This window comes from Pseudomonas sp. PLMAX (assembly GCF_046042685.1).
Taxonomy (GTDB): Bacteria; Pseudomonadota; Gammaproteobacteria; order Pseudomonadales; family Pseudomonadaceae; genus Aquipseudomonas; species Aquipseudomonas putida_AE.
In genome coordinates this window covers 6364109-6376513 of the sequence record NZ_CP064949.1, presented here as the reverse complement: position 1 = coordinate 6376513, position 12405 = coordinate 6364109, and the positions used below count along the sequence as shown (strand labels likewise).

Below are 12405 nucleotides of genomic sequence, written 5' to 3'. Positions count from 1 at the left end.
GAGCTCCTCGAAAGACTTTTTAGGAAATAGCAAACAAAATAGGCCGCGAATCATGCCGATGAGTTGAGGTCTTGTCAAGGGCGGTTGAGACGTTCCGCTAAGTGGTAGGTACTACACCTCTGGATATTTCTTTCCAGCGTGCGACCTGTAAACTCGCGAGCTTTGGCTCTGTGCTGTTGCGGCGCGGAGTATCGCATAAGTAGGCGCGTAGTTCGCCTGCTGTTTATCGACAGGCACAAACTCTTTCAATGAATCTGCTCAAATCGTTGGCCGCCGTCAGCTCTATCACGATGCTTTCCCGGGTTTTGGGGTTTGTCCGTGACACCCTCATTGCGCGTGCATTCGGTGCAGGAATGGCGACCGACGCCTTCTTCATCGCCTTTAAGCTGCCCAATTTGTTGCGGCGGATTTTTGCCGAAGGAGCGTTTTCACAGGCATTCGTACCAATTCTTGCCGAATACAAGAGTCAGAAGGGCGATGAGGCGACTCGAACCTTCATTGCCTATGTCTCAGGCCTGCTGACGCTGGTACTGGCGCTCGTCACGGCGTTGGGCATGCTCGCCGCCCCGTGGGTGATCTGGGTGACTGCGCCGGGATTCGTCGATACGCCGGAGAAGTTCGAGTTGACCACGAGTCTGCTGAGAGTGACCTTTCCTTACATCCTGCTGATTTCCCTGTCTTCATTGGCCGGCGCGATCCTCAATACCTGGAACCGTTTTTCGGTGCCGGCCTTTGTGCCGACCCTGCTTAACGTCAGCATGATCATCTTTGCGCTGTTCCTGACGCCGTACTTCGATCCCCCGGTGATGGCGCTGGGCTGGGCCGTACTGGCGGGCGGCCTGGCGCAGTTGCTCTACCAGCTGCCGCACCTGAAAAAGATCGGCATGCTGGTCCTGCCACGCCTGAGTCTGCGCGACAGCGGCGTCTGGCGGGTGATGAAGCAGATGTTGCCGGCGATTCTCGGGGTGTCTGTCAGTCAGATTTCGCTGATCATCAACACCATCTTTGCCTCGTTCCTGGTGGCCGGCTCGGTGTCCTGGATGTACTACGCCGACCGCCTGATGGAGTTGCCGTCCGGTGTGTTGGGCGTGGCGTTGGGCACGATTTTGCTGCCGACCCTGGCCAAGACCTACGCCAGCAAGGATCGCCAGGAATACTCGCGAATCCTCGACTGGGGCCTGCGCCTGTGTTTCGTGCTGGTACTGCCTTGCGCCCTGGCGTTGGGAATCCTGGCCGAGCCGCTGACGGTTTCACTGTTCCAGTACGGTCAATTCGATGCCCATGACGCGGCCATGACCCAGCGCGCACTGATCGCCTATTCGGTCGGTTTGCTCGGGATTATCGTGATCAAGGTGCTGGCGCCGGGCTTTTATGCGCAACAAAACATTCGCACGCCGGTAAAAATCGCGATTTTCACCCTGGTGGTCACGCAGTTGTTCAACCTGCTGTTGATCGGCCCGTTGGCACACGCGGGTCTCGCGCTCGCCATCAGTGCCGGTGCCTGCCTCAATGCCGGGCTGCTGTTCTATCAACTGCGCAAGCAGCAGATGTACCAACCGCAACCGGGCTGGGCGAAGTTTGGCGCCAAGCTGGTGGTCGCGGTCACGGTGATGTCCGCGGTATTGCTGGCTGGCATGCACTTCATGCCCGCTTGGGGCGATGGCCAGATGCTTGAGCGTTTCCTGCGCCTGGGCGCTTTGGTGATTGCCGGTGTGGTGGCGTATTTCGGCATGTTAGTGTTGATGGGCTTTCGGTTGCGCGACTTCAACCGCAAGACGCTTGGCTGAGGCCAGGGTCTTGATAAACACGGGCGAGCCGGCGTTTTTGTCGGCTCGATTACTTTGGGATACGGTGTTGCCTGTCGTCGGCCGCCGGGTGTGGTTATAATCGACCACTTTATGAGCAAGAAGCGCGTTATGCAGCTGGTTCGAGGCCTCCACAATCTGCGCCCCCAGCATCGGGGCTGTGTCGCCACTATTGGCAACTTTGACGGTGTACACCGTGGCCACCAGGCTATCCTGGCGCGGCTGCGCGAGCGTGCGCTGGAGTTGGGCGTGCCCAGCTGCGTGGTGATTTTCGAGCCGCAGCCGCGGGAATTCTTCGCCCCGGACACGGCACCGGCCCGTCTGGCCCGGTTGCGTGACAAACTGCAGCTGCTGGCCGCCGAAGGGGTCGACCGGGTCCTGTGCCTGGCCTTCAACCAGCGCCTGAGCAAGCTCAGCGCCAGTGAATTCGTCGATACCATCCTGGTGGATGGGCTCGGCGTGCAGCACCTTGAAGTCGGCGACGACTTCCGTTTCGGCTGTGACCGGGTAGGGGATTTCGATTTCCTGCAACAGGCCGGCGTCATGCAGGGCTTTACCGTGGAAGCGGCGCAGACCGTCGAGCTCGATGGCATTCGCGTCAGCAGCACCCAGGTGCGTAATGCCCTGGCCGCCGCTGACTTTGCCCTCGCCGAGCGGCTGCTGGGGCGCCCGTACCGGATCGCCGGTCGCGTGCTGCACGGCCAGAAGCTGGCGCGGCAGTTGGGTACGCCGACCGCCAACATTCAACTCAAGCGTCGTCGCGTGCCGCTGACCGGGGTTTACCTGGTTAACGTCGACATCGACGGCAAGACCTGGCCAGGGGTCGCCAACATCGGCGTTCGCCCCACGGTCCAGGGAGATGGCAAAGCCCACCTCGAAGTCCATCTTTTAGATTTTGCCGGCGATCTGTATGACCGGCGTTTGACGGTGGTTTTCCACCACAAGCTGCGTGAAGAGCAGCGTTTCGCCTCTCTGGAGGCGCTTAAGACGGCGATCAATGCGGATGTCGCCGCCGCCCGTGCCCTGTCGCACCTAGCGCCAATCGCTAATGAAGAGCCTTAAATGACCGACTATAAAGCCACGCTAAACCTTCCGGACACCGCCTTCCCAATGAAGGCCGGCCTGCCTCAGCGCGAACCGCAGATTCTGCAGCGCTGGGACAGCATTGGCCTGTACGGAAAGTTGCGCGAGATTGGCAAGGATCGTCCGAAGTTCGTCCTGCACGACGGTCCTCCGTACGCCAACGGCACGATTCACATCGGTCACGCACTGAACAAGATTCTCAAGGACATGATCATCCGTTCGAAGACCCTGTCGGGCTTCGACGCGCCTTATGTTCCGGGCTGGGACTGCCATGGCCTGCCGATCGAGCACAAGGTCGAAGTGACCCACGGCAAGAACCTGGGCGCGGACAAGACCCGCGAACTGTGCCGTGCCTACGCCACCGAGCAGATCGAAGGGCAGAAGTCCGAATTCATCCGTCTGGGCGTGCTGGGCGACTTCGCCAACCCGTACAAGACCATGGACTTCAAGAACGAAGCCGGTGAAATCCGTGCCCTGGCCGAAATCGTCAAGGGCGGGTTCGTGTTCAAGGGCCTGAAGCCGGTGAACTGGTGCTTCGACTGCGGTTCGGCCCTGGCCGAAGCGGAAGTCGAGTACGAGAACAAGAAGTCCTCGACCATCGACGTGGCTTTCCCGACTGCCGATGAAGCCAAGCTGGCTGCCGCATTCGGTCTGCCATCGTTGGCCAAGCCTGCTTCGATCGTGATCTGGACCACCACCCCGTGGACCATCCCGGCCAACCAGGCGCTTAACGTCCACCCGGAATTCAACTACGCCCTGGTCGACATCGGCGACAAGCTGCTGGTGCTGGCTGAAGAGCTGGTCGAATCGTGCCTGACCCGTTACGGCGTTGAAGGCACCGTGCTGGCCACCGCACCGGGTTCCGCGCTGGAACTGATCAACTTCCGCCACCCGTTCTACGACCGCCTGTCGCCTGTGTACCTGGCCGACTACGTGGAACTGGGCGCCGGCACCGGCGTGGTTCACTCCGCCCCGGCCTACGGCGTGGACGACTTCGTGACCTGCAAGAAGTACGGCATGGTCAACGATGACATCCTCAATCCGGTACAAAGCAACGGCGTGTACGTGCCGTCGCTGGAATTCTTCGGCGGCCAGTTCATCTGGAAGGCCAACCCGGCCATCGTCGACAAGCTGACCGAAGTCGGTGCGCTGATGCACACCACCGTCATCGAACACAGCTACATGCACTGCTGGCGCCACAAGACCCCGCTGATCTACCGCGCCACCGCGCAGTGGTTCATCGGCATGGACAAGCAGCCGACCACGGGTGACACCCTGCGTGTGCGCTCGCTCAAAGCCATCGAAGACACCAAGTTCGTTCCGGCCTGGGGCCAGGCGCGCCTGCACTCGATGATCGCCAACCGTCCGGACTGGTGCATCTCCCGCCAGCGCAACTGGGGCGTGCCGATCCCGTTCTTCCTGAACAAGGAAAGCGGCGAGCTGCACCCACGCACCGTCGAACTGATGGAAGAAGTTGCCAAGCGCGTCGAAGTCGAAGGCATCGAAGCCTGGTTCAAACTGGACGCGGCCGAACTGCTGGGCGCTGAAGCGCCACAGTACGACAAGATCAGCGACACTTTGGACGTCTGGTTCGACTCGGGTACCACTCACTGGCACGTCCTGCGCGGTTCGCACCCGATGGGCCACGAAAGCGGTCCACGTGCCGACCTGTACCTGGAAGGTTCCGACCAGCACCGCGGCTGGTTCCACTCGTCGCTGCTGACCGGTTGCGCCATCGACAACCACGCGCCGTACCGCGAACTGCTGACCCACGGCTTCACCGTCGACGAGTCCGGCCGCAAGATGTCCAAGTCGTTGGGCAACGTCATTGCACCGCAGAAGGTCAACGACACCCTGGGCGCCGACATCATGCGCCTGTGGGTTGCTTCGACCGACTACTCCGGCGAAATGGCTGTTTCCGAGCAGATCCTGCAACGCAGTGCGGACGCCTACCGGCGTATCCGTAACACCGCGCGTTTCCTGCTCTCGAACCTGACCGGCTTCAACCCGGCCACCGACCTGCTGCCGGCCGAAGAAATGCTCGCGCTGGACCGTTGGGCCGTGGACCGCACCCTGCTGCTGCAACGCGAGCTGCAAGAACACTACGGCGAATACCGCTTCTGGAACGTCTACTCGAAGATCCACAACTTCTGCGTGCAGGAGCTGGGCGGTTTCTACCTCGACATCATCAAGGACCGCCAGTACACCACCGGCGCCGACAGCAAGGCCCGTCGTTCGTGCCAGACAGCGCTGTTCCACATCTCTGAAGCGCTGGTGCGCTGGATCGCGCCGATCCTGGCGTTCACCGCCGACGAGCTGTGGCAGTACCTGCCGGGCGAGCGCAACGAGTCCGTGATGCTCAACACCTGGTACGAAGGCCTGACCGAGCTGCCGGAAGGCTTCGAGCTGGGTCGCGCCTACTGGGACCGCATCATGGAAGTGAAGGTAGCGGTCAACAAGGAAATGGAAATCCAGCGCGCGGCCAAGGCCGTCGGTGGCAACCTGCAAGCCGAAGTGACGCTGTTCGCCGAAGACGCGCTGAGCGCCGACCTGGCCAAGCTGAGCAACGAACTGCGCTTTGTGCTGATCACCTCCACCGCCAGCGTTGCGCCGTTTGTTAAGGCGCCAGAAGATGCGGTAGTCACTGAAGTCAGCGGCCTGAAGCTGAAAATCGTCAAGTCGGCCTTCGCCAAGTGCGCCCGTTGCTGGCACTGCCGTGAAGACGTCGGTGTGAATCCGGAGCACCCGGAAATCTGCGGTCGTTGCGTCGACAACATCAGCGGCGCGGGCGAGGTTCGTCACTATGCCTAATGCAGCCGGGCCTAATGCAGTTGGCCGTTTCGGACGGCTGGGCTGGCTCTGGTTGAGCTTGCTGGTTCTGGTCATCGACCAGGCCAGCAAGTTCTACTTCGAGGGCAAGCTCGAGATGTTCCAGCAGATCGTGGTGATTCCCGATCTGTTCAGCTGGACCCTGGCTTACAACACCGGCGCGGCCTTCAGCTTCCTGGCCGACAGCTCCGGCTGGCAGCGCTGGCTGTTTGCCCTGATCGCCATAGTGGTCAGTGCGGTGCTGGTGGTGTGGCTCAAGCGTCTGGGGCGCAACGAGACCTGGCTGGCCGTTGCGCTGGCGCTGGTGCTCGGTGGCGCGCTGGGCAACCTGTATGACCGCATTGCCCTGGGCCATGTGATCGATTTCATCCTGGTGCATTGGCAGAACCGCTGGCATTTCCCGGCGTTCAACTTTGCCGACAGTGCAATCACTGTAGGCGCTGTCATGCTGGCACTTGATATGTTCAAAAGTAAAAAGACCGGAGAAGCCGTTCATGACTGAACAGGTATTGGCTGAGCAACGCATCGGCCAGAACACGGAAGTCACCTTGCATTTCGCATTGCGCCTGGAGAACGGCGACACGGTGGACAGCACCTTCGACAAGGCCCCGGCGACCTTCAAGGTCGGTGATGGCAACCTGCTCCCAGGTTTCGAAGCGGCGCTGTTCGGTTTCAAGGCGGGCGACAAGCGTACCCTGAGCATCGAGCCGGAAAACGCCTTCGGCCAGCCTAACCCGCAAAACGTGCAGATCATCCCGCGTTCGCAGTTCCAGGACATGGACCTGTCGCCCGGTTTGCTGGTGATCTTCAACGATGCGGCCAATACTGAATTGCCGGGTGTGGTGAAAGAGTTCGATGACGCGCAAGTGACCATCGACTTCAACCATCCGCTGGCAGGCAAGACGCTGACCTTTGACGTGGAAATCATCTCCGTCAAGGCGCTGTAACCGCTTTCTGTAGGAGCGAGCTTGCTCGCGATGAACTCATTGGCACCGCGTCAATACAGAATGTGCGCGGTGTACCTGAGTTTTTCGCGAGCAAGCTCGCTCCTACAGTGGTTTTTCATTGTTTTCGCGCGCAAGACACGAGGCACAGCATGCAAATCAAACTCGCCAACCCCCGTGGCTTCTGCGCCGGTGTGGACCGGGCGATCGAAATCGTCAACCGCGCCCTGGAAGTCTTCGGGCCGCCGATCTATGTGCGCCACGAAGTGGTCCACAACAAATTCGTCGTCGAAGACCTGCGTAACCGCGGGGCAATCTTCGTCGAGGAACTGGATCAGGTGCCGGACGACGTGATCGTGATCTTCAGTGCCCACGGCGTGTCCCAGGCCGTGCGTACCGAAGCCGCCGGCCGTGGCCTGAAAGTGTTCGACGCCACCTGTCCGCTGGTGACCAAGGTGCACATCGAAGTCGCCCGTTACAGCCGCGACGGTCGTGAATGCATCCTCATTGGCCACGCCGGTCACCCGGAAGTCGAAGGCACCATGGGCCAGTACGATGGTAGCAACGGTGGTGCGATCTATCTGGTCGAAGACGAAAAGGATGTCGCCGAACTGCAGGTGCACAACCCGGAAAAACTGGCGTTCGTCACCCAGACGACCTTGTCCATGGACGATACCAGTCGCGTCATTGACGCATTGCGTACGCGTTTCCCGGCCATTGGCGGCCCGCGCAAGGACGACATCTGCTACGCCACGCAAAACCGCCAGGACGCGGTCAAGCAACTGGCCGACGAATGCGATGTGGTGCTGGTGGTCGGCAGTCCGAACAGCTCCAACTCCAATCGCCTGCGTGAACTGGCAGAACGCATGTCTACCCCGGCCTACCTGATCGATGGTGCCGAAGACCTGGAAAAAAGCTGGTTCGACGGTGTCGAGCGCATCGGCATCACCGCCGGCGCTTCCGCTCCGGAAGTCCTGGTGCGGGGCGTGATCCAGCAATTGCAGGCCTGGGGCGCAACCGGTGCCGATGAGTTGGCCGGTCGTGAAGAGAACATCACGTTCTCCATGCCCAAGGAGCTGCGGGTCCGTTCGCTGCTCTGAGCCTTCACCCCGGGCATAACGCCTGCGCGGCCTGCTCGTTGCGCAGGCTGATGCGACCGTTCGAGGCCAGTACCACCTGGTGCTGGCTCTGCGCTTCGCGTGGCGCGCACACGTGCAGTGTCCCCGCTTGAAAGCCCCCGGCTACCGGCCCACCCAGTGGACCGAAGCGTATGGCTGTCTTGATATACCGATTACCCATGATCGCCACGCCCATGCCGCTGCGGCGCTCGACCAGCAGCGGATTGTCGGGGTCCTCATGGCCCTTGCCGCTGACATCCAGAATGATCCGCCAGCCCTGGCTCCAGTCGTCGTCGATGCCGTGAATGACCACGACCTGGCCACGGGCTATCGCTTCGCTTCTTGCACTGCGCAAACCGCTGACGAGTGACTTGGCTGCCTCCTCGCGATGGTTCGATTCTGTAAGCCCTGCAAAGGCCGGACTGACCAGGAGCAGAACAATCCCGGCAATCGTGAGTCCCATAAGCAATTCGATCAGACTGAATCCTTGCTCACGCATGAAATCTCCCTCCCTGGAATATGTTGCCTCGCGCGATCCCTGCGCCAGTAGAAGCAGGTATAGCCGACGGCAACCAAGGGCAACGGTGGATCATCGTTCAAAAGGTTTCACGCTGATCGAGTTGCTGGTGGCGTTGGCGATCTTCCTGGTCCTGATCACCCTGGCGGTCCCGGCGTTCATCCGTTCGACACAAGGCACCAGGGCCGACACCGAGATGGGGGATCTGCGACGAGCCCTGAATTACGCCCGACTGGAAGCCATCGACCGAGGCGTGCCCATTCGGGTGCGACCCACGGCGGGAGGGAGCGGGTGGAGCGGGGAATTGTCGGTCTATGACAGCACGGGCACCCCGGCCAATGTGTTGCGGGTTGTTCCACCGATGAGCAGCGGGGCGACTCTGGCGCTACCCTCGGATGTCACGGCGATCGATTTCAATAATCTGGGCGGGCTGTCATCACCCTCCATGCCACTGGTGATCAGCTATGTGCTCGGAACACAAAGCAGGACGCTGAATGTGTGTTTGAACGGACGAATTCTATTGGGTGGAAGTTGCGGATGAGGCCATGGAGCAAGCGTGCCCAGGAGGGCATGACGCTGATCGAAGTGCTGGTGGCGTTGCTGATCCTGGGCGTGGGGCTGTTGGGCGCGGCCGCCTTTCAATTGAATGCCTTGAAGTACACCGACAGTGCGCGCATGACCAGTCAGGCCAGCTTCATCGCCTACGACATGATGGACCGCATTCGCGCCAACGCAGCCGCCGACTACACCGTTACACCGCCAACCTCGGGCAATCCGAACGACGCCCGGGACCAGGACCTCTACGATTTCACCCGTAACATTGCAGGTTTTGGTGGCGAAACGGCGACCGGCAGCATCTCCCTGAGCCAGCGGGTGTACACCATCACCATCACCTGGGACGACTCGCGGGCCGCCAACGCTGCCGACTCCCGGCGCAGTTTCGTCCTCACCAGCCGCGCGACTGTCGACCCGGTGGCGAGGCCATGAGCCGCTGCAGTCGCGGCTTCGGCCTGGTCGAGTTGCTGATCGCCCTGGCCTTGAGCCTGGTCGTGGTGCTGGGCGTGGTGCAGGTATTCATCGCCGCGAAAAACACTTACATCAGCCAGAACTCCGCGGCGGCCATGCAGGAGGACGCGCGTTTCGTGCTGAGCAAAATGATCCAGGAAATCCGCATGGTCGGCATGTTCGGCTGCCTGGGGTCTATCACCGATGCCAGCAAACCGCGTGACTTCAATGCCAGCCATCTAACGCCTATCAGCTGGGACAACGTCGGTCGCAAGTTGACCCTGGTCACGGCGGACATCGGCAGCAATGGCGGGACGCCGGCCTGGACGGTGGTATCCGATTGTCGCACCAGCGCGACGGCGTATTCCGACTCGCAAGCACCTGCTGCGGGACAACTGGCATTTCCCATCCGCCGATTGATCTACAGCTTGAAGAACGGTGAGCTGAAGATGGGCGTCGGCAGGGATAAGCCGCTCGAGCAGGTGCTGGTGGATAACGTCAGTGCCTTCGACGTCAGCTTCGGCCTGGCCAGCTCGGCTTCCGATCTGGCGGTGTCCAGTTACAGCAGCAACCCGTCGGACCCGGCACGCATCCGCAGCGTACGCCTGAGCCTGACCCTCACCGACCCGAACAATCGGGTGGGCGACCAGACCTTCAACGTGGTTGCCGCCTTGCGCAACCGCTTGCCATGAGGCGCGGGCCGATGAGCGTTGCCCCTGGTGCCCAGCGGGGCATGGCGCTGCTGGTCAGCCTGGTGTTCCTGTTGCTGTTGACGCTGATCGGTATTTCATCGATGCAAAACGCCACCCTGCAGGAAAAAATGGCCGGCAGCCTGGGCTTGCGTAATCAGTCGTTCCAGCTGGCCGAAGCGGTATTGCGCGTGGGTGAAAGCGCGGTGCAGCTCGATAGTTACTCGTTGCCCGTGTGCAGCGGCACTACCCGGTGCGCCCCGCCTGCCGAATCGGCGACCCTCACCGCGGCCGGGTTCAATTCCACCTCGGGGGTGACCTGGATCGCGTCCGGCAACGGCTTCTATGGCGTGCAGAACATCGGCACCACCAAGGCAGCGGTGAACGTGCCGAGTAACACCTCGGCGACCCTGTACAGGGTCACCGCCGTGGGCATTGCGGGCAGCTCACGCAGTGTGGTGGAGAGCATTTATGCGAAATATTGAAAGTCGCTCACAGCGCTGGCGGTGGTTGAGCGGGGCCATGTGTGCCTTGTTGCTGGCCGCTCCGGCCTATGCCTTCACGCCTGCGGATTCGCCCTTGTTGTGCACCAAGGCCGGCTCCGGCGGCAGTGGTGTCGCCAGCGGCACCCGCTATTTCCAGACCAGCTACGACCCCAGGGACTGGCGTGGCACGATCAAGGCCTATGGCTTTACCGCCAGTGGAGCGGTCGATACCTCTTCGGTGCTGTGGTCCACCGATACGGCCATCGTGCCGGGCGCTGCGGCACCGACCTATCATTCATGGAACAGCCAGACCCACAGCGCCGTGACATTGGCCTTTGCCAATTTGTCTGCGGCTCAGCAAGGCGTGCTCAGCCAGGGCTTGCCTGGCGGTATTACGGGCAGCGATCTGCTGGAGTGGAGCAAGGGCGCGAACAAGGCCGGCCTGAAAGTGCGCAGTGTATTGCTCGGCGATATCGTCAACTCGCCGCTGGTCCTGGCGGCGCCTTCGGATAAAACCGCAGCTGATTGGTCGGGGGATACCAGCTACAGCACTTACCTGGCGACCAAGGCGGCCAACATGCATGCCAGCCTGGTGGTCAACGCCAACGACGGTTTTGTCAGCGTCATCAACACCGCCAACGGTGCCCGGCGCTACGCCTACATGCCCGCCAGTGTGCTGCCGTCCTTGCATTACATCGCCGATCCCATCTACATCAACGGCGTTGGCCACAGGTTTCTGGTGGATGGGCAGGTGGGCGTGTTCGATGCCCAGTTGAACAGCGCCTGGAAGACCCTTGCCCTGGGCGGAACGGGCGCGGGCGGGCGAACCTTCTATGCGCTGCAACTGTTCGACGCATCGGCGGGGAATGTGACCAAGGCCCTGTGGGAAATCAGCGCGCCGGACACTGCCAATGCGGCGAACGCTTTTAATGACCTGGGTTATGCCTACGCCCGTCCGGAGGTGGCACGCTTGGCGGATGGGCGCTGGGCGGCGTTCATTGCCAATGGCTATGGCAGTTACTCCGGGGTGGCGGCGTTGTACGTAGTGGACATTCGCGACGGCAGCCTGATCAGGAAAATCGTGGTCGACAGCAGCGAGACCACTAACGGCTTGTCTTCGGTGAAACTCAGGGTGAACTCGCAGAATGTGGTACAGGCTGCCTATGGCGGAGACCTCAAGGGGCGGCTCTGGAAGTTCGACCTCAGTGGCGCCACCCCGAACGCCTGGGGCCTCGCATTTGCCGGCAAGCCTTTGTTCACCACCGCCGGTGGTGCTACCCAGCCCATCACCGCGCAGCCATTACTGGCGGACAGCGCCCAGGGTGGAACAATGGTGTTTTTCGGCACCGGCAAATTCAACGAGACGGCGGACGGGACCAACAAAGACCTGCAGGCGTTCTACGCGGTGTGGGACGCGCAGGGCGGCTCGGGGCAGATCACTACCTCCAGCCTGCAGGCCCAGGCAGTGACCGGGGTGTCGGCGCAGTCCATCACCACCAGCCAGCACGAGGTAACCTACCCGACGCAAAAGGGCTGGTATTTGCCGCTGGTGTATAACAGCGCGCTGACCGGTGAGCGGGTGATCAACCAGGCCAGCCTGGTGCTCGGTCGGATCGTCTTTACCACGGCCAGCGTGGATACCACCGACCCTTGCGCCGGCTTTGGCAGCGGCAAACTGGTCGAACTCGATGCGTTCAGCGGTAAGATGCTCAATTACGCGGTGCTCGACACCAACGGCGACGCCGTGGTCGACAGCGACGACACGCTGTCCAGCGGCGTGGTCTTTACCGGCGGGATGCCGACCCTGAACGCCATCGTCAATGGCGGGGCTCGCAAGATCGTGAACGATTCCAGTGGCGGTATCTCCACGCTGGTGGAAAAATCCGGCGGCGGCAGCCGTCGCATCATGTGGCGACAAATACAGTAAGTG

Annotated in this window: 11 protein-coding genes and 1 pseudogene; 11 read left to right on the top strand and 1 reads right to left on the bottom strand. The window is 61.3% G+C overall.

Annotated elements, in window-relative coordinates; translation table 11 throughout:
- Positions 1–248 precede the first annotated feature (248 nt).
- The 6 genes from murJ to ispH all read left to right on the top strand — a co-directional run bounded on the left by murJ (position 249) and on the right by ispH (position 7761).
- Positions 249–1787 carry a murein biosynthesis integral membrane protein MurJ gene (gene murJ / locus DKB71_RS29030; RefSeq protein ID WP_274074535.1) on the top strand — a complete coding sequence of 513 codons (1539 nt, stop codon included), beginning with the start codon at positions 249–251 and terminating at the stop codon, positions 1785–1787.
- Positions 1788–1916: 129 nt separating this feature from the next.
- Positions 1917–2867 carry a bifunctional riboflavin kinase/FAD synthetase gene (ribF, locus tag DKB71_RS29025; protein WP_046815716.1) on the top strand — a complete coding sequence of 317 codons (951 nt, stop codon included), beginning with the start codon at positions 1917–1919 and terminating at the stop codon, positions 2865–2867.
- On the top strand, positions 2868–5699 hold the full coding sequence (gene ileS / locus DKB71_RS29020) for an isoleucine--tRNA ligase (RefSeq protein WP_408598946.1): 2832 nt from the start codon (positions 2868–2870) through the stop codon (positions 5697–5699).
- Positions 5692–6219, top strand: coding sequence for a signal peptidase II (lspA, locus tag DKB71_RS29015; protein ID WP_323608764.1), 528 nt, complete (start codon positions 5692–5694; stop codon positions 6217–6219). The genes ileS and lspA overlap by 8 nt, the downstream gene beginning before the upstream one ends.
- Before the next feature lie 7 nt (positions 6220–6226).
- On the top strand, positions 6227–6664 hold the full coding sequence (fkpB, locus tag DKB71_RS29010; protein ID WP_172668667.1) for an FKBP-type peptidyl-prolyl cis-trans isomerase: 438 nt from the start codon (positions 6227–6229) through the stop codon (positions 6662–6664).
- 149 nt (positions 6665–6813) lie between these two features.
- On the top strand, positions 6814–7761 hold the full coding sequence (gene ispH / locus DKB71_RS29005; RefSeq protein WP_046815712.1) for a 4-hydroxy-3-methylbut-2-enyl diphosphate reductase: 948 nt from the start codon (positions 6814–6816) through the stop codon (positions 7759–7761).
- A gap of 4 nt (positions 7762–7765) precedes the next feature.
- Here ispH and DKB71_RS29000 read toward each other — a convergent pair whose 3' ends face one another.
- Positions 7766–8278, bottom strand: a complete 513-nt coding sequence (locus DKB71_RS29000; protein WP_408598943.1) for a GspH/FimT family pseudopilin — start codon at positions 8276–8278, stop codon at positions 7766–7768.
- Positions 8279–8363: 85 nt separating this feature from the next.
- Here DKB71_RS29000 and DKB71_RS28995 point away from each other — a divergent pair, with 85 nt between their 5' ends.
- From DKB71_RS28995 to DKB71_RS28975, 5 genes and pseudogenes are all read left to right on the top strand, one after another.
- A complete protein-coding gene (locus DKB71_RS28995) occupies positions 8364–8837 on the top strand; it encodes a GspH/FimT family pseudopilin (protein ID WP_408598941.1) in 474 nt (157 codons plus the stop codon).
- On the top strand, positions 8834–9283 hold the full coding sequence (gene pilV, locus DKB71_RS28990; protein WP_274074541.1) for a type IV pilus modification protein PilV: 450 nt from the start codon (positions 8834–8836) through the stop codon (positions 9281–9283). Before DKB71_RS28995 ends, pilV begins: the two co-directional genes overlap by 4 nt.
- Positions 9280–9993 (top strand): PilW family protein, encoded by a 714-nt coding sequence (locus DKB71_RS28985; protein WP_408598939.1) that lies wholly within the window; start codon positions 9280–9282, stop codon positions 9991–9993. The genes pilV and DKB71_RS28985 overlap by 4 nt, the downstream gene beginning before the upstream one ends.
- Positions 9994–10004: 11 nt before the next feature.
- Complete coding sequence (locus DKB71_RS28980; protein ID WP_408598937.1) at positions 10005–10475, top strand: PilX N-terminal domain-containing pilus assembly protein; 471 nt, start codon at positions 10005–10007, stop codon at positions 10473–10475.
- A gap of 97 nt (positions 10476–10572) precedes the next feature.
- Positions 10573–12402 (top strand): annotated as a pseudogene (locus DKB71_RS28975) (pilus assembly protein); the annotation flags it as partial.
- Between the last annotated feature and the right edge of the window lie 3 nt (positions 12403–12405).